13 protein-coding genes are annotated in these 22,210 nt (G+C 67.3%); 11 read left to right on the top strand and 2 right to left on the bottom strand.

Going from position 1 to position 22,210, the window contains the following annotated elements:
• Positions 1 to 2: 2 nt before the first annotated feature.
• Together glmU and ACSFA3_RS20300 are read right to left on the bottom strand one after the other, a co-directional pair.
• Positions 3 to 1,424: a bifunctional UDP-N-acetylglucosamine diphosphorylase/glucosamine-1-phosphate N-acetyltransferase GlmU gene (gene glmU, locus ACSFA3_RS20305; RefSeq protein WP_435507295.1), complete on the bottom strand. Its 1,422-nt coding sequence runs from the start codon at positions 1,422 to 1,424 to the stop codon at positions 3 to 5.
• A 19-nt stretch (positions 1,425 to 1,443) separates the two neighbouring features.
• Entirely contained in the window at positions 1,444 to 2,553 is a 1,110-nt protein-coding gene (locus tag ACSFA3_RS20300; RefSeq protein WP_435507294.1) for a class I SAM-dependent methyltransferase, read from the bottom strand.
• Positions 2,554 to 2,577: 24 nt separating this feature from the next.
• On the opposite strand from ACSFA3_RS20300, the gene ACSFA3_RS20295 reads away from it, so the two are divergent.
• The 11 genes from ACSFA3_RS20295 to ACSFA3_RS20245 all read left to right on the top strand — a co-directional run bounded on the left by ACSFA3_RS20295 (position 2,578) and on the right by ACSFA3_RS20245 (position 22,205).
• On the top strand, positions 2,578 to 3,396 hold the full coding sequence (locus tag ACSFA3_RS20295) for an SDR family oxidoreductase (RefSeq protein ID WP_435507293.1): 819 nt from the start codon (positions 2,578 to 2,580) through the stop codon (positions 3,394 to 3,396).
• Positions 3,393 to 3,785, top strand: coding sequence for a dihydroneopterin aldolase (locus ACSFA3_RS20290; RefSeq protein WP_435507292.1), 393 nt, complete (start codon positions 3,393 to 3,395; stop codon positions 3,783 to 3,785). The genes ACSFA3_RS20295 and ACSFA3_RS20290 overlap by 4 nt, the downstream gene beginning before the upstream one ends.
• 1 nt (position 3,786) lies before the next feature.
• The gene (ttcA, locus tag ACSFA3_RS20285) at positions 3,787 to 4,728 is read left to right on the top strand and encodes a tRNA 2-thiocytidine(32) synthetase TtcA (protein WP_435507291.1); all 942 of its coding nucleotides are present in this window, start codon (positions 3,787 to 3,789) and stop codon (positions 4,726 to 4,728) included.
• 32 nt (positions 4,729 to 4,760) lie between these two features.
• On the top strand, positions 4,761 to 5,444 hold the full coding sequence (locus ACSFA3_RS20280) for a DUF4136 domain-containing protein (RefSeq protein WP_435507290.1): 684 nt from the start codon (positions 4,761 to 4,763) through the stop codon (positions 5,442 to 5,444).
• A 22-nt stretch (positions 5,445 to 5,466) separates the two neighbouring features.
• On the top strand, positions 5,467 to 6,120 hold the full coding sequence (locus ACSFA3_RS20275; RefSeq protein ID WP_435507398.1) for a histidine phosphatase family protein: 654 nt from the start codon (positions 5,467 to 5,469) through the stop codon (positions 6,118 to 6,120).
• A gap of 394 nt (positions 6,121 to 6,514) precedes the next feature.
• Positions 6,515 to 13,936 (top strand): amino acid adenylation domain-containing protein, encoded by a 7,422-nt coding sequence (locus ACSFA3_RS20270; protein WP_435507289.1) that lies wholly within the window; start codon positions 6,515 to 6,517, stop codon positions 13,934 to 13,936.
• Positions 13,933 to 19,056, top strand: coding sequence for an amino acid adenylation domain-containing protein (locus tag ACSFA3_RS20265; RefSeq protein ID WP_435507288.1), 5,124 nt, complete (start codon positions 13,933 to 13,935; stop codon positions 19,054 to 19,056). The genes ACSFA3_RS20270 and ACSFA3_RS20265 overlap by 4 nt, the downstream gene beginning before the upstream one ends.
• Before the next feature lie 13 nt (positions 19,057 to 19,069).
• A complete protein-coding gene (locus ACSFA3_RS20260; protein WP_435507287.1) occupies positions 19,070 to 19,831 on the top strand; it encodes a 4'-phosphopantetheinyl transferase family protein in 762 nt (253 codons plus the stop codon).
• Entirely contained in the window at positions 19,828 to 20,643 is an 816-nt protein-coding gene (locus tag ACSFA3_RS20255; RefSeq protein ID WP_435507286.1) for an alpha/beta fold hydrolase, read from the top strand. The genes ACSFA3_RS20260 and ACSFA3_RS20255 overlap by 4 nt, the downstream gene beginning before the upstream one ends.
• Entirely contained in the window at positions 20,636 to 21,610 is a 975-nt protein-coding gene (locus ACSFA3_RS20250; RefSeq protein WP_435507285.1) for an alpha/beta fold hydrolase, read from the top strand. The genes ACSFA3_RS20255 and ACSFA3_RS20250 overlap by 8 nt, the downstream gene beginning before the upstream one ends.
• Before the next feature lie 112 nt (positions 21,611 to 21,722).
• Positions 21,723 to 22,205: a hypothetical protein gene (locus ACSFA3_RS20245; protein WP_435507284.1), complete on the top strand. Its 483-nt coding sequence runs from the start codon at positions 21,723 to 21,725 to the stop codon at positions 22,203 to 22,205.
• Positions 22,206 to 22,210: the final 5 nt, after the last annotated feature.

Raw genomic sequence — 22,210 nt, 5'->3', positions numbered from 1 at the left:
CCTTATTTCCTCTTCGGCCGCTTCCAGTTAGCAAAACTCATCTGCCGTGCCCGCGAAACAGTCAACGCTCCCGGCTCAGTGCTCTTGTTCAGCGTCGATCCGCCGCCCACCGTGCCGCCGGCGCCGATGGTGATCGGCGCCACCAGCACGCAGTTGCTGCCGATGTGCACATCGGCTTCGATCTCGGTGCGGTGCTTGTTCGCACCGTCGTAGTTGGCTGTGATGCTGCCGGCGCCGTAATTCACGCGCTCGCCGACCGTCGCGTCGCCGAGATAGGCCAGATGGTTGGCCTTGGCACCGGCCGCGAGCGTCGAATTCTTGACCTCGACGAAGTTGCCGATGTGTACCTCGGCGCCCAGCTTCGCGCCGGGGCGCAGGCGGGCGAACGGGCCGATGCGGGCGTCTGTGCCGACGGTCACGCCGGCCAATTCGCCGTCGATGTGCGTGAAGGGATGGATCACCGCACCCGCCTCGATGCGCGCATCGGCGATCACGCAGTTCGCGCCGATGCGCACGCCCTCGCCCAGCACGACCACGCCCTCGAACACGCAGTTGACGTCGATCTCCACATCCGCTGCGCATTCGAGCGTGCCGCGCAGGTCGAAACGCGCCGGATCGGCGAGCCGCACGCCTTGCGTCATCAGGATTTCAGCCTGGCGCAGTTGCAGCGCGCGCTCCAGTGCCGCGAGCTGCGACGGACTGTTGATGCCGGCGACCTGCGCCGCGTCGGCGATGAGGTGCGCCACCACCGGCACGCCGTCGGCCGTGGCGAAGCCGACGATGTCGGTCAGGTAGTACTCGCCCTGCGCATTGCGGTTGTCGAGCCGCGCCAGCCAGGCTTTCAGCAGCCTGGCCGGCGCGGCCATGATGCCGCTGTAGATCTCGCGGATCTCGCGCTGCGCCTCGCTGGCGTCCTTGTGCTCGACGATGGCCTGCACGTCGCCCGACGCCGAACGCACGATGCGGCCGTAGCCGGTCGGGTCTGCAAAATCGATCGTCAGCAGCGCCAGCCGCTCGCCGCCGCTGGCTTCGACCAAGGCACGCAGCGTGTCTTCGGCGATCAGCGGAACGTCGCCCGACAGCACCAGCACCGTGCCGTCGTCCGGCAGCAGCGGCGCGGCCTGCTGCACCGCGTGACCGGTGCCGAGCTGCGGCATCTGGCGCGCGAACTGCACATCGAGGCCGATCTGCTTCGCCGACGCACCGAGCACCGCCTCGACTTCTTCGGCGCCGTGGCCGGTGACGACCACGACCTGCCGCGCCCCCAGACCCGCCGCCGTGTCGAGCACCCGCAATGCCAGCGGACGACCGCCGAGGCGATGCAGCACCTTCGGCAGCCGGCTTTTCATCCGCGTGCCCTTGCCTGCCGCCATGACGACGACGGAGAGCGCGGAAGGAACAGCGGGAACAGGTGTCTTTTTCATGCGGCGGATTATCGGAGGCTCAGAGCGTGTGGCTGCGGTCGCCTGCGGCGAAGCCGAGCGGTTCCCACGGCTCAGCCTCGGCGGCGCCGAACGCGATCACCTTGAAAAGCTCGCCCATCTCGTGCTCGTTGATCAGGTAACCGGTGAGCGCCCGCTGGGCGACGGTCGCCGCGTCGGCCATCGCCGGCAGTCCGCAATTCAGCAGGAATCGTCCCTGCCCCGCATAACCGAGCACCGGCATTCCGGCGTCCTGCGCTGCCAGCGCGATGCCGGTGAAGTCGACGTGCGCGGTGATGTCCTTCTGCCCGACCGCGACGAGCGGATCGCTGTCCGCCTTGTGACCCTGGTGGCACATGACCGTGCCCATATGGCGCTGCGGGTGGTAGTACTCCGACTCGGGAAAGCCGTAGTCGATAAAGAAGGCCGCGCCCTGCACCAGCCGGTCGGCCAGCGTGGCGATGAAAGCTTCGGCATGAGGATGGATTTCGGTCAGGTAGTCGTGTTCGCCTTCGATCTCGACCGGCGGGCGCAGATCGGTCGGGCGGTCTTCCCAGACCCAGAGCGCAGGCGCAGCGCCTTGAACCACGCCGCGCTCGAACCATTTCCCGCCGGTTCGCACCAGCAGTTGCACCGGCATCGCGTCCAGCACTTCGTTGCCGACCACCACGCCGCGCATCCGTTCGGGCAATTCGCTCAGCCATTCGACCTTGTCGCCGAACTTCGCCAGCGTTTCCTGCTGCCGCTCGCGCAACGTGCCGGACAGGTCGACGATGCGGTAGCGCTTCACGCGCGCGCCAAGCGCTTCGAGCAGCTGAAGCGCCAGTGCGCCGGAACCGGCTCCGAACTCCCAGAGTTCGTCGGTAGCGGTCTTCTCCAGCGCCTCGCCGATCTGCACCGCCAGCGCCTGGCCGAACAGCGGCGTGAGCTCGGGCGCCGTCACGAAATCGCTGCCCGAGGACGGCAGGTGACCGAATTTCCGGCTTGCGTTGGCGTAGTAACCCATGCCTGGCGCATACAAAGCCAGCGCCATGAAGCGGTCGAACGGCAGCCAGCCGCCCGCCCGCTGCATCGACGCACCGATAATCCGGTGCAGCGGATCCAGGCCCGCGAGCCCCTTTTTTGCATCCATATTCATCCCCGGAAATCTATCAGCATGGCTGGAACGACACTCTTTTCCGAGCATTCGCGGCAGCACGGCGTGCTGGTGACCGGCGGCGCACGCCGGCTCGGCGCCGCGCTCTGCGAAGCCTTCGCGCGGGCCGGCTGGCAGGTGTGGTGCCAGTACCGCGGCTCGCGCGAAGCGGCCGAATCGCTCTGCGGGCGTCTGCGCGACCAAGGCCTGCGCGCCACGGCGATCGAGGCCGACATCGGCAGCGAGCCCGGCCGCACGGCGCTGATCGACGCAATTTCCGTCGACGGCCCGCTCGCCTGCATCGTCAATAACGCCTCGGCTTTCGAGCCCGACAGCGCGCTCGATTTCGATGCCGACGCGGCGCTGCGGCAGCTCGCCGTCAATCTGGTCGCGCCGCTTTCCTTCGCTCGACTGCTCGCCCGTCAGGCGACGGCGGGCGACGGCATCGACCGCTCGACGATCCACATCCTCGACCAGAAGGTCTACAACCTCAATCCCGACTATTTCTCGTACACGGTGTCCAAGCTGGCGCTGGAGCGCGCGGTCGCGCTGCAGGCCCAGGCGCTGGCGCCGGCCGTGCGCGTGTGCGGCGTGGCGCCGGGGCTGATGTTCGAAAGCGGTCCGCAAGACCACGACAACTTCGTCCGCGCGGCCAGCGTGAACCTGATGCGCCGGCCGATCGACCCGGCCGACGTGGCGCGCACCTGCGTCTTCCTCGCCGCCACGCCCAGCGTGACCGGCTCAACCCTGTGCGTCGACAACGGCCAGCATCTGGTGCCGCTCGAGCGCGACATCATGTTCGTCGTCGACGACCTGCTCAAGAAAGCAATTGCCCCATGACCACCACTGCGGCTCTCGATCCCCTCCTGCTCTCCTGCCGCCGCGTGTTCCTGCGCAACTACGAGGTCTGGATCAACATCGGCGTGCACGAATTCGAGAAACGCGCCGAACAGCGCGTGATCATCAACGTCGATCTCTATGTGCCGCTGGAACTTTCCACGCCGCGCGAGGACGAATTGGACGAAGTGGTCGACTACGACTTCATCCGCCGCACCGTTGCGGCCCGGCTCAGCAAGGGCCACATCCAGCTGCAGGAAACGCTCTGCGACGACATCCTCACGCAGATCCTGGCGCACCCCAAGGTGCAGGCCGCCCGCGTGTCGACCGCCAAACCCGACGTCTATCCCGATTGCGAAGCAGTGGGCGTAGAGGTCTTCAGAAGTAAATGACATGAGTGCCATCTGGGTCGAAGACGAAGCCGCAGAAGCCACGGCCAGCGGTGCAGCCGGAAACATCCTGAAGATCCAGCGCGAGACGCAGAAGCTGGAGAAGCGGTTGTGCCGGCAGGTCGGGCAGGCGATCGTCGACTACAACATGATCGAGGACGGCGACAAGGTCATGATCTGCGTCTCGGGCGGAAAGGACAGCTATGCGCTGCTCGACATCCTGCTCAAGCTGCGGGCTCGCGCGCCGATCCATTTCGACATCGTGGCGGTCAACCTCGACCAGAAACAGCCCGGCTTCCCCGAAGACGTGCTGCCCGCGTACCTCAAGGCGCTGAACGTGCCCTTCCATATAGAAGAGCAGGACACCTACAGCATCGTCAAGCGCGTCATTCCCGAAGGCAACACGACCTGCGGCCTGTGCAGCCGGCTGCGGCGCGGCATCCTGTACCGCGTGGCGGACGAGCTCGGCGCGACCAAGGTCGCGCTGGGTCACCACCGCGACGACATGCTGCAGACCTTCTTCCTCAACATGTTCTTCGCCGCACGGCTCAAGTCGATGCCGCCGAAGCTGGTGAGCGACGACGGCCGGCATATCGTGATCCGCCCGCTCGCCTACGTCGCCGAGAAGGACACCGTGCGCTGGGCGCAGCACCGTAATTTCCCGATCATTCCGTGCACGCTCTGCGGCAGCCAGGAAAACCTGCAGCGCAAGCAGGTCGGCGAGATGCTGCGCGAATGGGAGAAGAAGCATCCCGGCCGCATCGAAAACATGTTCGGCGCGCTGCAGCACATCGTTCCGTCGCACCTGCTGGACGGAAAAGCGTTTGATTTCAATGGCCTGAAGACGACCGGCGTGCCCGACCCGGAGGGCGACAAGGCCTTCGACGCGCCGGAACTGCCGGTCGGTTCAACGCTGCCATCATCGCTGCGGATCGTGCAGTTGTAGACGTTCCAGGAGTTTCAGGAGACACAAGAACCATGCTCAGACGCGTCATTTCCCTCTTTGCCGTTGCAGCGACCGTGGCGTTGACCGGTTGCGCGACCCGCTGGGTCGTCGACAGCAACGTGCGGAGTTTCTCCAGTCTGCCGGCGGACGCGGCGGCGCCCGGTGCGACCTATCGCTTCGAGCGCCTGCCATCGCAGCAGCAGGGCACGGGTGCCATGCAACAGGCCGAAGCCCTGGAGGCACTGGCTGCGCCAGCCCTGGAAGGCGTCGGATTGCAACGCAGCGACACCGCACCGCGCTACAGCGCGCAGATCGGCGCCCGCGTTGGGCTGACGATTTCGCCCTGGGACGATCCGTGGCTCGGCCCGTGGGGTTATGGCGGTGGATGGGGTCCGAGGTCGTATGTCGGGCTGGGCGTCGGTGTCGGTCACTTCCGCGGGCGCGGCTGGGGCGGCGGCGGATTCGGTGGCGGTTTCGGAGGCTGGGGCGGCGGCTGGTACGGCGCGTCCTCCACACCCTGGTATTCGCGCGAAGTCAGCGTCGTGCTGCGTGAACTTTCGTCCAACAAGGTCGTCTACGAAACCCGTGCCCGCAACGATGGGCCGTATTCGACCGACGCGCCAGTGCTGGCCGTGATGTTCCGTGCCGCGCTGCAGGGCTTCCCGACGCCACCGCAGGGCGAACGTCGGGTGGACATCGAAATTCCTCCGAAATGAATCGCATGGGAAGCTCCCGCACCTGATGGAACTCACGCGACTGATCGTCCTCCGCCACGGCGAAACCGCCTGGAATGTCGGCACCCGCATCCAGGGTCAGCTCGACATCGGCCTGAATGCGACCGGACTGGCGCAGGCCGGCCGGCTCGGAGAGGCACTTGGCGGCGAAGCGCTCGACGCCGTCTATGCGAGCGATCTGTCGCGCGCATGGGCGACGGCCGAAGGCGTGGCGCGTCACCAACGACAAGAAGCGCAACCCATCCCCGAACCCCGGCTTCGGGAGCGCGCCTTCGGATGCTTCGAAGGGCTCACCTTCGCGGAAATCGAAAGCGGGATGCCTGCCGAAGCCAGACTCTGGCGCACCCGCGATCCGGAATTCGCTCCGGCCGGCGGCGGCGAGTCGCTGCTCGCTTTCCGGTCTCGCGTCATCGATGTCGCCTCCGAGCTGGCTGCCCGCCATGCGGGCGGCCAGATCGCGCTGGTGGCGCATGGTGGCGTGATGGACGTGCTCTACCGTGCAGCCACCGGCCAGGGACTTCAGGCGCCACGAACCTGGCACCTGGGCAATGCAGCCATCAACCGGCTGCTCTGGACGCCGCAAGGTTTCACGCTCGTAGGCTGGGGCGACACCCGTCACCTGACACAGCTGGCACCGCTGGATGAACCGGTCGACTGAATCCGACGGCAAGGGCATCGATAGGTGCTTTCCCTGGGCACGCGGCGGCACCCTGTCAACTTTCTCTCAAACTTGACCAATCACTTGGGCGGCACTGAGTGTTTAGTATTCATTTTCTACTGAAATAAGCGCAGAATCTGAACTCAAAACGCGATTGATGAAGTATTGTCAAGACTTCAATCGCAACGAATTGCGACCGAAGTGACAGACGTCAATTGCCAGGTAACGTTCTACGCCGTTTGGCCGATGGGCAATCTGCAGGGAAGGGACCGAAGATCGGTCTCGCAATGTGAACGCTTTTTAAGTAAATCTACCTAAGAAACTCTGTAATGACGTGGCTCCTGGTTTACGAAAGCATTCGTTGCGACAGTGACGCTGAATGCCGGAGGCCCAAATGAATAATCAGAAAGGCGCAACGTCGATGCCATCGCTTGTTACAAATCCTGTGGTTACAGACGGCATGGTGGGACCGATCGAGCTGCCGACGGATTCGACTCGCCAGAACGCGCCCGACACCGCTCACGAGGCCGCACTTGCCGAAGTCCGTCTGGCGCTCGACGAGAACCTCGACTTTGCGCTGCGGGAAGCGGCAAGAGGCCGGAGCCGGAGCGGCGAGACGATGTTCGCTGCGGCCTGGACGATGGTGCTGTCCCGTCTCGGCGGCGCGGACGACTTCCTCATCCGCCTGCAGATCGGTACGGCGGACGGCATCGGCCAGACGACGCTGCGTGCGGATCTCAGACCGGAAGCAGGCGCCGAAGCAGGTGAAGCTCCGCGCCTCGACGTCGTGCTCGCCCGAATCGAAGCAGCGCTGCAAACCGCGCGCAACGAACAGCCGGCAACCGACCCGGGCGCGACGACGATGCGCACCGGCCTTTCCATCGGTCGCCTGGAACCCGCAGCCTCAGCGTCTTTCGATCTGCTGCTTTCCGTCGGCACGAACGCTGGCGGCACATCTCTTTCGCTGCACTACCGTGCCTCTCTCTTTTCGCGCACGACTGCAGAGCGCTGGGCCGGCTATGTGCTTGCCGTGCTCACGGCAATGCCGCGCCACGCCGGTAGCCGCATCGATGCGCTGCCGATGATCGGCAAGGAAGAACAACTCCTGATCGAAGGCTTCAACGCCACTGCCGAAGACCTCGGCGTGCCGGCCTGCGTGCATCAGCTGGTCGAAGCCCAGGCCGCGCGCACGCCGGAAGCGGTCGCCGTGGTGCTGGGCGCACAGACGATCCGCTACGCCGAGCTCGACGCCCGCGCCAACCTGCTGGCGGGCGCATTGCGTGCGCGCGGCGTGGGCCCGGACGTGCCGGTGGCGCTGTATGTGGAGCGCAGCATTGACATGGTGATCGGCCTGCTCGCGGTGCTGAAGGCCGGCGGCGCCTATGTTCCGCTCGACCCGAGCCATCCGCCGGAGCGCACCGCGACCATCCTCGCCGGAGCGCTGCCGCGCGTGATCCTGACCCAGTCCGGCCTGCGCGCCGCCCTGCCCGCCACACCCGCGACGCCCGACGTGGAGACGCTGCTGCTCGACGGTTCGGCCGACGGCGATGCGGCTTTCTTCACCGGCAAGACCGGCAATGCCATGCGGCTCGAGGCGCTGACGCCCGACAACCTCGCCTACGTCATCTACACCTCCGGCTCGACCGGCACGCCGAAGGGCGTGGCGATGCATCACGGTGCGCTGGTCAACCTGCTGCGCTGGCAGGCGATGCATCCGGCCGTGCCGAAGCCGCAGCGCACGCTGCAATTCGCGGCGCTCGGTTTCGACGTGGCATTCCAGGAAATCTTCTCGACGCTGTCTGTCGGCGGCACCCTGGTGCTGATCGACGAAAGCGTGCGGCGCGATCCGCAGGCGCTGGCCGGGGTCATGCGCTCGCAGCAGGTGGAGCGCCTGTTCCTGCCCTTCATCGCGCTGCAGAACCTGGCCGATTACGTGGTCGCGGCCGGCGAGTCGCTGCCCGCGCTGCAGGATGTGGTGACCGCCGGCGAACAGCTGCATGCCAGCCCGTCGGTGCGCGCATTCTTCGAGCGTATGGCGGGCTGCCGCCTGCATAACCAGTACGGCCCGACCGAAAGCCACGTCGTGACCGCGCTGCAGCTCGGCGCCGATCCGCGCGAATGGGCGGCGCTGCCGTCGATCGGTCAGCCGATCACGAACAGCCGCATCCACATCCTCGACCGTCAGGGCCGCACCGCGCCACTCGGCGTGACGGGCGAAATCCACATCGGCGGCGCTGGCGTGGCACGCGGCGGCTACCTGCACCGGCCCGAACTGACGGCCGAGCGTTTCGTCGAAGATCCTTTCAGCACCGACCCCGCGACCCGCCTGTACAAGACCGGCGACGTGGGCCGCTGGACCGCGAATGGCGAGATCGAATACCTCGGCCGCAACGACCATCAGGTGAAGGTGCGCGGTTTCCGCGTCGAACTCGGCGAAGTCGAAAGCGCTCTGCTGGCACACCCGTCCGTGCGCGAAGGCGCCGTGCTGGCCCGCCACGACGGCGGCGGCGATGCGCGCTTGGTCGCCTACCTCACGGCGCAACCGGGCGCAGCCACCGGTGCCGAACTGTCGCATCAGCTGCGCGAGCACCTCAAGTCGACGCTGGCTTCCTACATGGTGCCGTCGGTGTTCGTCGTGCTCGACGTGCTGCCGCTGTCGCCCAACGGCAAGGTCGACCGGCGCGCTCTGCCCGAGCCGCTGGCCGAGCGTCCGGAGATGGCCGAGCCCTTCGAGGAAGGCCGCACCGACACCGAACGCAGCGTCTGCGCCGCGTTCGCCCGTGCGCTGGGCATCGATCGTGCCGGCCGCGCCGACAACTTCTTCGATCTCGGCGGCGATTCGCTGCGCGTGCTCAAGGTGCTTGCGGACCTGCAGGCATCGAGCGCCCGCCGCCTGTCGACCAACCTGTTCTTCCAGGATCCGACGCCGCAGGCCATCGCCCGCGAACTCGACGGCGTCGTGCATGAACCCGTCTTGGCAAACCGCGCCCGCTCTGCCGACGCGGCTGCACAGGAACCCATCGCGCTGATCGGCATGGCCGGCCGCTTTCCCGGCGCCGCCGACGTGGAAGCGTTCTGGGCCAACCTGTATGAAGGCCGCGACACGATCCGCTTCTTCGACGACGCCATGCTGGATGCCAGCGTCGGCGCCGCATTGCGCGCCGACCCCGACTACGTGCGCGCCCGCGGCGTGATCGACGATGCCGACCAGTTCGACGCCGCGTTCTTCGGCATCAACCCGAACGAGGCGACGCTGATGGACCCGCAACAGCGCGTGTTCCTCGAGATCTGCTGGGAATGCATGGAACGCGCCGGCTACGCGCCGGACCGCCAGAAGGCACCGGTCGGCGTCTACGCCGGCATGCACAACGCGACGTATTTCCAGAAACACGTGACGCCGCGCCAGGACCTGGTCGATGCTGTCGGCGAATTCACCGTGATGCTCGGCAACGAGAAGGACTACGTCGCGACCCGCGTGGCCAACAAGCTGAACCTGACCGGCCCGGCGATCAGCATGAACACCGCCTGCTCGACCTCGCTGGTCGCGATGGCGCAGGCTTTCGGCGCGCTGCGCTCGGGCCAGTGCGACATGGCGCTGGCCGGCGGCGTCGCCATCACCTGCCCGCCGAACAGCGGCTACCTGCACCAGGAAGGCGCCATGCTGTCGCCGGACGGCCGCACGCGCAGCTTCGACGCGCAGGCGCAAGGCACGGTCTTCAGCGATGGCGCGGGCGTGGTGCTGCTGAAGCGCCTGTCCGACGCGCAGGCCGACGGCGACACGATCTATGCGGTGTTGCGCGGCGTCGGCGTGAACAACGATGGCGGCGTCAAGGCCAGCTTCACCGCGCCGAGCGTGGACGGCCAGGCGGCCGTCGTGTCGATGGCGCTGGCTTCGGCCGGCGTCGATGCGCGCAGCATCTCTTACGTCGAGGCGCATGGCACCGCAACGCCGATGGGCGACCCGGTCGAAGTGGCGGCGCTCTCGCGCAGCTACGCGCGCCACACCGCCGACAGCGGCTTCTGCGCCATCGGCTCGGTCAAGAGCAACGTCGGCCACATGCTGATGGCTGCGGGCGCGGCGGGCGTCATCAAGACGGCGCTGGCGCTGCACGAGGAAACGCTGCCGGCTTCGCTGCATTTCGATGCCGAGAACCCGGCCATCGACTTTGCCGGCACGCCGTTCCGCGTCAACGCACAGCGCTTGGCCTGGCCGCGCCAAGCCGGTGCGCCGCGTCGCGCGGGCGTGAGTTCCTTCGGCGTTGGCGGTACCAATGCGCACCTGATCCTCGAAGAAGCACCGCTCGCCGTGCCTTCGGAGCCGGTCGCCGGCCCGCAGCTGCTGACCTTGTCCGCGCGCACGCCGACGGCGCTGGCACGGATGGCCGCACAGCTGGCCGATCACCTCGAGGCGACGCCGGCCATCAACCTCGGCGACGTGGCGCACACGCTGCGCGTCGGCCGCAAGCTGTTTTCGCAGCGACTGGCCGTTGTCGCCGACGGCGTGCCGGAAGCCATTTCCGCGCTGCGCGACCTGAATTCGCCGCGCCGCATCGCCGGCGTGCCGGGTGCGCGCGTGCATGAACCCGTGCTGCTCTTCCCTGGACAGGGCGCGCAATACGCAGGCATGGGCCGCACGCTGTATGTGCACGACGAGATCTTCCGCGCCGCCATCGACGAAGTCGCTGCCGCGCTGGAAAAGTGCGCGCTGCCTTTCGACCTTCGCGAGCGCCTGTTCTCGAACGATCCCGATGCGCTGGCGCCGACCGCCGTCACGCAGCCCGCGACTTTCGCGCTCGAATACGCGCTGGCAAAACGGGCGCTGGCTTTCGGCCTGCGTCCGGTCGCGATGATCGGCCACAGCGTCGGCGAATTCGCGGCCGCCGTGATCGCCAACGTGATGTCGCTCGCCGACGCTGCACGGCTGGTTGCGCAACGCGGTGCGCTGATGCAGGCCCTGCCCGCCGGACAGATGCTGTCGGTGCGCCTCGGTGCTGTAAAGCTCGCGCCCTACCTGGTGGAAGGCGTCTCGCTCGCCGCCGACAACGGCCCAGCGACCTGCGTCGTCGCCGGCCCGTCGGAAAAGATCGTCGCACTGCAGTCGAAGCTGGAGGCCGACGGCATCGCCAGCCGGCTGCTGCCGACATCGCACGCCTTTCACTCTTCGATGATGGACGCCGCCGTCGCGCCGTTCGAAGCGCTGGTCCGCACCGTCGAACTGCGCGCGCCGCAACGCACCGTCGTCTCGACGCTGACCGGCCGCGTGCTGAGCGCAACGGAAGCCACCGATCCCGCCTACTGGGCGCGCCACCTTCGCGAACCGGTGCTTTTCTCGCCGGCCGTGCGCACGGCGATGGCGCAGTTCGCGCAGCCGCTCTTCATCGAACTCGGCCCGCGCAACACGCTGTCGACCCTGGTCCGCCAGCATGCGGTCTCGGGTTCGCCGGCGCCCGCGGCGGTTTCGGTGTTCGCGGCCGATCCGGCGGAAGAGCTGATCGCCTTCGACATGGCGCTCGGCCGCCTCTGGGCTATCGGCGTCGATACCGACCTCGGCCAGCTCGACATGCGCACCCGCAAGGCGCGCGTCCGGCTGCCGACCTATCCATTCGAACGCAAGCGCCACTGGGTCGACATCGTCCCGGCCACGCCTGCTGCCGTTTCCCTACACAACGTCTCTCCAGCTACACCCGTCACGATCACGGAGCCCCACATGTCCACCATGTCAGCCACGTCCGCAGTTTCCAGCACCCGCCGCACGGCACTTCACGCCAAGGTGCGCGAGCTTTTCGAGGACATCTCGGGCACGCCGATGGCGGATGCCGACGGCGCCGTGTCCTTCATCGACCAGGGCCTCGATTCCCTCGTGCTGACGCAGGCCGCGCTGCAGGTCAAGAAGCATTTCAAGACCAACATCACCTTCCGCCAGCTGATGGAAGGCTGCCGCAGCTTCGACCTGCTGGTCGACCACCTCGACGGCCTGCTTCCACCGGAACCCGCCGCTGTTGCGGTCGCAGCCGTGGCACCGATGGCGCCCGCGCCGCTGGCCACCGCAACTGCCGCTGCTTTCACGCCGGTCGTGCCCATGGCGCCGCTGGCCGTGCGCGCCGACGCGCCGATGCTGCAGCAACTGATCCAGCAGCAGATGCAGCTGATGCAGCAGCAGCTCGCGCTGCTGGCCGGCAACGCGCCAGCCGTTGCGGCTGCAGCCGTCGCCACTGAGCCGGCACCGCTGCTCGTCGCGCCGACCGTCGAGCGCGAAGCCGGCCACGTGACCTACGACGTCAAGAAGGCCTTCGGCGCGATCGCCCGCATACACACCACGCCGAACCGCGACATCACCGGTCGCCAGCAGGCACGCCTCGATGCCTTCATCCGCCGCTATGTCGAGCGCACGCAGAAGAGCAAGAGCTTCACCGCCGCCAACCGTGGCCACATGGCCGACCCGCGCGTGGTCAACGGCTTCCGTCCCGCGACGAAAGAGATCACTTATCAGATCGTGGTCGAGCGCTCCAAGGCGTCGCGCGTCTGGGACGTCGACGGCAACGAGTACGTCGACGTGCTGAACGGCTTCGGCATGAACATGTTCGGCTGGCAGCCCGACTTCATCAACGACGCGGTCAAGCGCCAGCTCGACATCGGCTACGAGATCGGCCCGCAGCATCCGCTGGCCGCCGAAGTCACGGCGCGCATCTGCGAACTCACCGGCTTCGACCGCGCCGCGCTCTGCAACACCGGCTCGGAAGCGGTGATGGCTGCCGTGCGCATCGCACGCACCCATACCGGCCGCAGCACCGTCGTGCTGTTCAGCGGTTCGTATCACGGCACCTTCGACGAAGTGCTGGTGCGCGCCGGTCGCGGCGCACGCGGCATCCCGGCCACGCCGGGCGTGATGAGCGGCATGTTCGGCGACGTCCGCGTACTCGACTACGGCACGCCCGAGTCGCTGGAATTCATCCGCGAGAACGCCGACGATCTGGCCGCCGTGCTGATCGAGCCGGTGCAGAGCCGCCGGCCCGACTTCCAGCCGAAGGAATTCCTGCAGGAAGTCCGCAACATCACCGAGAAGAGCGGCACCTGCATGATCATCGACGAGGTCATCACCGGATTCCGCTCGCATCCGGGCGGCGCGCAGGCGCTGTTCGGCGTGCGCGGCGACCTCGCGACCTACGGCAAGGTGATCGGCGGCGGCATGCCGATCGGCGCCATCGCGGGCAAGCGCGAATTCATGGACGCGCTCGACGGCGGCGCCTGGAACTACGGCGACGACTCCATCCCGAGCGTCGGCGTGACCTACTTTGCCGGCACCTTCGTGCGCCATCCGCTGGCACTGGCCGCGGCCAAGGCGTCGCTCGACCATCTGGCGAATTCGGGTGTCGCTCTGCAGACGCAGCTCAACCTGCACACCGCGGCGATGGCCGACGAACTCACGGCGTTCTGCCGCGAAGTCGGCGCGCCGCTGGAGATCCGGTATTTCGCGTCGCTCTGGCGCGTGAGTTGGCTCGAAGACCATCCGCTGCAGGACCTGCTCTTCGCGATGATGCGCAGCCGCGGCGTGCACATCCTGGACAACTTCCCGTGCTTCATGACGACCGCGCACACGCCGGCCGACATCGCCACCATCAAGCAGGCCTTCAAGGAATCCGTCGCCGAGATGCAGCAGGCCGAGTTCCTGCCGGGCCGGGCGCCTGTCGCTCGCGGCTTCGACGCCGCCAATCCGCCGGTGCCCGACGCGCGCCTGGGCCGTGACCGCGACGGCCAGCCGGCATGGTTCGTTCCCGATCCGGCCGCGCACGGCAAGTACGTGAAGCTGCAGGCATGAAGACGGAAGACGACGCATCCATGGAAATCGAAGCGACAAACCCGGCCATTGGCACCGGCACCGGTACCGGTACCGGCACAGAAAGCGAAGCGGATTTCGATCCCTTCGCCGCCGGCGCCATTGCCCAGACCACCGCAGCCACCGAAGCGCAGCGCGAAGTCTGGCTGGCGGATCAGCTCGGCCCGCAGGCTTCGCTGGCCTACAACGAATCGCTGACGCTGCGTCTCGACGGCATGCTCGACGCGACGGCGCTGGCCGGCGCCTTCGACGCGCTGGTGGCCAGGCATCCTTCGTTGCGCACCGTTTTCTCGACCGACGGCAGCCAGTTGCTGATCGCCGAGCCGGCACCGCTGCAGCTGGCCGAACACGACCTTCGCTCGCAGGACGCGGCATCGCGCCAGCGCATCGTCGAAGCCGACGCCTTCGCCGCCGTGCGCGAGCGCTTCGAGCTCGACCGCGGCCCGCTGTTCCGCGCCGCGCTCTACCGCCTGTCGACCGTCGAGAACGTGCTGCTCATGACCGCGCACCATGCGGTCTGCGACGGCTGGTCGTGGGGCGTGATCGCCGAAGACCTCGGCCGGCTCTATGCCGAGCGCATCGGCGCAGGTCCGTCGCTCGATCCGGCGCCGGTCTACGCGGATTACGTCGCCTGGGAAGCCGCCGAAGCGGACGGCCCGGAGATGAAGGCGCATGTCGACTACTGGGTCTCGAAGTTCAGCGGCAGCAGCCTGCCGGTGCTGGAACTGCCGCTCGACCGTCCGCGCCCCGCCATACGCACATTCGCGTCGCAGCGCATCGACCATGTGCTGGAGCGCCCGCTGATCGACGCGCTGCGCAAGACCGGCGCCGGCGTCGGTGCCAGCCTGTATGCAGTGCTTTTCAGCGGATTCGCATCGCTGCTGCATCGCCTGACCGCTCAGGACGATCTGGTGATCGGCATCGCCGCCGCCGGCCAGATGGCGGCCAACATGCCGCGCCTTGTCGGCCATTGCGTCAACCTGCTGCCGCTGCGCGTCGCCATCGACGGCACGCTGCCTTTCGACACTCTGATGCGCCAGTCGGGCAGCCAGCTCTTGGACGCCTTCGAGCATCAGAACCTCACCTACGGCACGCTGCTGCGCAAACTGCCGATGACGCGCGACCCGAGCCGCCTGCCGCTGGTCAGCGTGCTGTTCAACGTCGACCGCGACGCCGCGCCCAACGCCGGCAGCTTCCCCGACATCGAAGCCGAACAGGGCAGCGTTCCGCGCGCCTCCGAGAATTTCGAGCTTTTCGTGAACATCGTGCCGGTCGCGACCGGCATGAAGATCGAGCTGCAATACAACACCGACCTTTTCGACGCCGCGACCATCACGCGCTGGCTGCAGGTCTATGAAAGCCTGCTGCGCAGCGCGACGCAGGACCCGGCGCGCAGCGTGGGCCAGCTCGAACTGCTGTCGGCAGCCGAAGCGCATGCCTTGCTGGCGCTCCAGCCGGCCCCGACGCCGGTGCCGAGCCAGCCGCTGATGCACGCCGCGTTCGCGAAGATGGCGACCGTCGGTCCCACACGCAATGCGTTGCGCTACGGCAAGACCGCGCTCAGCTACGGCGAGCTCGACGCGCAGTCCAACCGCCTCGCCCGCGAATTGCGTGCACGCGGCGTGCAGCGCGGCGCACTGGTCGGCCTGTGCCTGCCGCGCGATGCGAACATGGTCATGGCGCTGCTGGCCGTGCTCAAGGCCGGCGCCACCTACGTGCCGCTCGACCCCGAATTTCCGCAGGCCCGACTCGACTACTACGCCGAGGACGCCAATCTGGCGCTGCTGCTGACCGTGTCGTCGGTGGCCACGGCGCCGACGCACTGGCGCGCCGATGCAATCGAACGCACGATGGCGATCGACACCGATCTCGCCTGGAAGCAGCAGCCGGCCGACGCGCTGGCCGCGACCGATGCCGACGCTCGCTCGCACGATGCCGCCTACGTGATCTACACCTCCGGCTCCACCGGCCAGCCCAAGGGCGTGGCGGTGCCACACGGCGCTGTCGCGAATTTCCTGCAGAGCATGCAGCGCGAACCCGGCATCACCGAAAGCGACGTGCTGGTGGCCGTCACCACGCTGTCCTTCGACATCGCCGTGCTGGAACTGATGCTGCCGCTGGCCGTCGGCGCCGAGGTCGTGATCGCCTCGCGCGACGTTGCGCTCAACGGCAACGACCTGGGCGCGCTGCTGCACGACAGCGGCGCCACCCTGATGCAGGCGACACCCGGCATGTGGCGGCTGCTGCTCGATGCAGGCTGGCACCGTCGCGGTCCGTTCAAGGCGCTGGTCGGCGGCGAAAGCCTGCCGACGGACCTGGCGCAGCAACTGCTGCGCGCGGCGGGCGAAGTCTGGAACATGTACGGCCCGACAGAGACCACGATCTGGTCGACGGTCTGGCGCGTCGACCTGGCGCAGATCGGCCGCAGCGGCATCTCGATCGGCAAACCCATCGACAACACCACCGTCTGGGTGCTGGACGACCACCTGCGTCCGCTGCCGATGGGCGTGCCGGGCGAGCTGTGCATCGGCGGCGATGGCCTGGCGATCGGTTACCTGAACCGGCCCGAGCTGACGGCCGACCGCTTCACGATCATCGACATCGCCGGTGCGCCGACCCGCATCTACCGCACCGGCGACCGCGGCCGCTGGCGCAACGACGGCCAGCTGGCGCACATGGGCCGCAACGACTTCCAGGTGAAGGTGCGCGGCTACCGCATCGAACTCGGCGAGATCGAGACGCGCTGCAACGAGTCGCCGGGCGTGGCCCGCAGCGTCGTCGTGACGCGCGAAGACCAGCCGGGCGACGTCCGTCTGGTGGCTTATCTCGTGGCGGCCGCGGGCGCGACACTCGACCGCGAAGCGATGGCGCAGGTGATGCAGTCGCTGCGCGGCAGCCTGCCCCAGTACATGCTGCCGCAGCACCTGGTGCCGCTCGCCGCGATTCCGCTGCTGCCCAACGGCAAGGTCGATCGCAAGGCATTGCCGCCGCCGAGCAGCGTTCTGAGCGACGACGGCGCCGAGCGCGTCGCGCCGCGCAACGAACGCGAGCGCGTCGTGCTTGAAACGATGGAAAAGGTGCTGCATCTGCCGGGACTGGGCATCCACGACGACTTCTTCGCGCTCGGCGGCCATTCGCTGCTGGCAGCGCGGCTGGCATCGCTGCTCGGTACGGCTTTCGACATCGTCGTGCCGATGCGCGTGCTGTTCGAATCGCCGACTGCCGAGCGGCTGGCGCAGGCCGTCGACGGCCTCGCGAAAAGCGATGCGCCGCGCCGCAAGCCGGTCCTGCACGTGCCGCGCCGCCGCAACGCGCCGCTAACGCCGATGCAGGCGCGTATCCGGTTCGTCGAGGAGCTGCATCCGGGACGGCCGGTATACAACCAGCCGTCGACGCACCGCTTCGGCGGTGCGCTGGACGCAGCGATGTTCGAAGCGGCTTTCCGCACCATCGTCTCGCGCCAGTCGGCGCTGCGCACTTCGATGGGCACCGACCCCGATACCGGCGCGCTGTGCCAGATCGTCGCGCCGACGCTGGAATTCGACTTTCCGTTGATCGATCTGTCGGCGCTGCCGGAAGCGGACCGGGAAGAAAAGCTGACCGCGCTGCTGCGCGAAGCCATCGACCTGCCGCTCGATATCCACAACGGCCCGCTGTTCCGCGTCGCCCTCTACAGGATGGCCGCAGACGACCATGCATTCGTCTTCGTGCCGCACCACCTGATCTGGGACGGCTGGTCTTTCGATCTCTATCAGGCCGAGCTGTCGACGCTCTACGGCGCGCTGGTGCGCGGCGAAGTGCCGTCGCTGCCCGTGCTGCCGGTGACGATGGCCGACTACGCGCAGTGGTATGCCGAATGGCTCGAATCGCCCGAAGCACAGGCGCAACTGCGCTTCTGGAAATCGCGCTTCGCCGCCGCACCGATGCCGCGCGCCGCGCGCACCGACCGTCCGCGCAAGGCCGGCATGAGCGGCCAGGGCGGAACGAACTGGATCCGCATCGACAAGGCGCTGACCGAACGGCTGCGCGAAGTCGCGCGCCAGCACGACGTGACGCTCAACATGCTGGCGCTCGGCGTCTACGTGCTGATGATGGCCAGCGTGATCGACACCGACTCGCTGGTCGTCGCGACGCCGGTACGCGGCCGCGAACAGCCCGAAGTCGAGACGGTGATGGGCTTCTTCAACAACGTGCTGCCGATGGCTTTCCGCATCGACCGCGCGGCCGGACTCGGCGGCTTCATGCGCTATGTCAAGCAGGAACTGCTGGCGGTGATGAACAACCAGCAGATTCCGTTCGAGCGCCTGGTTGCGGAGCCCGAATTCGCCGAGCGCGCACAGGGCGTCGGTCTGTACCAGGCCCTGTTCTCGTTCCAGGACGCACGCGAGCGTCCGCTCGATTTCGGCGGCTTGACGCACAGGCAGATCCACATCCTGCAGAGCGGCGCGACCGACGACCTCGGCATGTGGCTGATGGAAAAACCGCACGGCCTCGAAGGCGCGGTGACTTACAACGCCGACATCTACCTGCCCGAGACGGGAGAGGCCTTCAAGGATCGCTTCGTCGAGCTGATGCAAAAGGTCGCGGCGCAACCCGAGGCGCTGATCGAGACGCTGCTGTCGCCCGAGGGCTCGTCCAGCGCCGCGCGTCTGGCGCAACTGGCGGCGACCGCCGCAGAGCCGGCGACATCGGCAGATTCGGCCGGCAGCGACGCGGCGCGGGCCGCAACGCCCGCAAGAACCGCTTCGCCGATGGCGCTGCTGCCGCCCGAGCAGGCGCGTCTGGCGCAGGTCTGGGCTTCGGCACTCGACATCGACGTCAACGAGATCCGCGCAAGCGACAACTTCTTCGATCTCGGCGGCGACTCGCTGCAGGCGATGCGGGTGGTCGAGATGTCGGAGCAGACGCTCGGTTTCCGCATCGAGCCCCGGCGCTACGTGTTCGAGAGCCTGGCCCAGCTTGCATCGGCGCAGCCCGGCCCGGCGTTGGCCGAAAGCATTACCGGACGCACCACGAATCGCGGCAATCTCGAACCGGACCGGCCTGCCAGGAGCGGTGGCCTGCTCGGCCGCATGTTCTCCGGCTGGGGCCGAAAGGGTTGAAAAGGTGGTGCGCATGAACGTTTCACCCCTGCGCCTTGCCAACGCCACGCGTGTGCCGTGTGCGCTGTGGCGCGTCGACCTCGACCAGCATGTGCCGGCCGCGGCGCACGCACGGTTGTCGGCCGAAGAAGTCGCGCGCGCTTCGCGGTTCGTCTTTCCTCGCGACCGCGGCCGTTACATCGCTGCGCATGCCGCACTGCGGCAATTGCTGACGCAGCATTTTGCGAATGCGGGCAACGCTGCAGCGGCGGTGCCGACGATGGTTCTCGGGAGGCACGGCAAACCGGCGCTGGCGGCACCGTCGGGGTCGCATCTGCAGTCGTCGTTGCATTTCAATCTCAGCCATAGCCGGGACGTCGGCGTGGTGGCGATTTCCGAAGATGCCGAACTGGGCGTCGACATCGAACAGATTCGACCGATGAAAGATGCCGCCGCGATGGCCGCCGCGTATTTCACGCCCGCAGAGCAGGCCGCGCTCGCCACCTGCGGCACCGACTTCGGCGATGCCGCACGCGACCGCGCCTTCTTCATCTGCTGGACGCGCAAGGAAGCCTGCCTGAAGGCGCTCGGCATCGGCCTGTACCTCGCGACCGGCGGCTTCGAAGTCGGAATCTCTCCGCTGGAACAGCTCGTGGAGATCGCGACACCCGAAGGGCTCGAACGGCTGCAGTTGCAGTCCTTTGCGGACGGCGATGCTGTCGGCGCGCTCGCTCTGCGCTGCGCGCCGGTCCCGGCCTCTCGTGCCGCATGCGCGTCGATGGAGGTCCAGGCATGACCCCGCTCATGTTCGGTCCGTCCGCACGTCGGCTGTTCGGCATCTATCACCCGTCGGAAAGCGTTTCGCAGGACAGGGGCGCCGTGCTGATCTGCCCTCCCTTCGGACAGGAAGCCCTGCGATCGCATCGCTTCTTCCGTGTGCTGGCGGATCGCCTGGCGCGCACCGGCTTCTCGGTGCTGCGCTTCGACTATCACGGTACGGGCGATTCGCCGGGCGACGACATCGACGGCGAATTCGACGGCTGGCGACGCGACGTGCTGGCCGCGCACGAGGAACTGCGCCGCCTCTCGGCCTCGGCGATACGCCGGGTCGCATGGCTGGGCGCACGGCTCGGCGGCACGATGGCGATCCAGGCTGCACAGTGCAACAGGCTGGCGCTGGAACGGCTGGTTCTGTGGGAACCGGTGGTCGACGGCCGACGCTATGCGCAACAGTTGCGCGAGTGGCATGTCGAATCGCTGGAATTGTCCTACTGCATTCCGGAACCATCGCTGAGGCGCAGGCTGGCCGACGATGCCCATGCCTTCACGGATGAAGCCTCCGGCTTTGCCGTTTCGCCTCTTCTGCGTCAGCAATTTTCGTCTCTTCAGCCGGAAAGCTTGCGGATTCCCACCGATTGCAGGACCCTTGTCCTGGGACAGCCGGGAGACGATTCCCTGAAGAAGTGGATTCAGTTGCAAGTCAGCGAACCGCCGGTACAGTTTTTCGAATTCGAGCATCCCCTGATCTGGAATTCCGACCCGAGCAGCAACAATGCCATGGTGCCCGCAGAAGCACTCAAGCGCCTTTTGACAACGATGTATGAGTGATCCTTCGTTCCGGCAAGAACCGGTACTTTTCGGCGCCGATCAGACCCTGATGGGCGTGATCACCTGCCCCGCGATCGGCGTCGATGCCAGCGGGCCGGTCGCCTGCCTGATGCTCAACATGGGAGCCAATCACCGCGGCGGCCCGCACCGGATCAACGTCAAGCTGGCGCACCGCCTGGCATCGCTCGGCATGACCAGTCTGCGCATGGACCTCGCAGGCCTCGGCGACAGCGGCCCCGCCAGCAGCGCCGAACGCTATCTCATCCAGGGCATTCGCGATCTGCAGGCCGGCATGGATCTGATCGAAGCCAAGTTCGGCATCCGGCGGTTCGTCGTGGTGGGCCTGTGCTCGGGCACCGCACATGCGATGGGTCTGGCGGTAGCCGATACGCGCGTCGCCGGCATCCTGATGTTCGACGGCTACAGCTTTCCCGGCCGCCGCTGGTATTGGGAACGCGCTTTCTGGCGCGCGCTCGCAGCGCCGACCAACCCGGCCGTCATCGGCAAGACCGTTCGCTGGATGCGGCGCAAATTGCTCAACATCGCGACCACGCCGCCCGTGGACATCTTCCGTGTCGACGAGGAGTCGCCCGAAGAGATTCAGGCAATCTTCAAGAATTCGATGAACGAGATCACGCAGCGGGGCGTTGCCGTGTACCTGCTCTACTCGGGCACGCAGCACGTGCGCGATCGCAGCCGCGACCACCTGGGTCCGCTGGTGCGCGAACCGTTCGCTGCCAAGGTGAAGTACGAATTCGCGCGCGACATCGACCACACCTTCACGTCGATAGCGGCCCAGCAGGCGTTCATGGTGCGCGCATCCGCCTGGGCGCTGGGAATCGCATCGGATTTCACGGTCCCCGTATCGACCGGCGCGGCCACCGAACCGATATCGCTCGCAGCGTTCAGCCAGCGTCGCGCACCGGCGCCGATGCCACCTCGGCCGGTCGGCGCAGCAGCCAGCTGACGCGGCGCGGCGGGCCCGCCGGTTGCTGCGGCGGCCGCCGATTCGGACAGGCGGCGCTCGAGCGTTGCCCGACCGTTAAAATCGGCTGCTCCACAGCCTCTGGATATACCCCATGAACCGCTGCAAAGGCCTCCTGAGAAGCCCTGCCCCGCCGGCATTGTTTGCGACACTGTTCGCAATTGCCGGCCTCTCGATCTGCCTGGCGCTGCCCGCGCAGGCGCAGTCCACGTCCGAACTCGCGCAGACCGCGACCCAGAACGAAGCCGCCGTCGGCGGACGCAATTTTCCTGTCGGTGCACTGCGCGGTCGGCTGCTGGTGGTCGACGCGCCCGACATCCGGCTCGACGACAAGGCCGACCGCATGTCGCCCGGCGTGCGTATCCGAAACGCCCAGAACATGCTCATGACGCCGGCATCGCTGGTCGGCCAGCCGCTGGTGGTCAACTACACGCGCGATGTGTCCGGCCTGGTGTCGCTCGTATGGATCCTGTCGGAAGCCGAATCGGCCACCGCCAGGGCGTCGGCTGAAAAGCCGTTTTTGAACTTCTGGCCTTTCGTGCGCAATACCGGCACCGGCGCCGACGACGGCAGCTGACCTAC

Source organism: Variovorax glucosi (genome assembly GCF_051216695.1).
Lineage (GTDB): Bacteria > Pseudomonadota > Gammaproteobacteria > Burkholderiales > Burkholderiaceae_C > Variovorax.
Note: the sequence above shows the minus strand (reverse complement) of the source record. Positions and strands in the feature narration are given on the sequence as shown.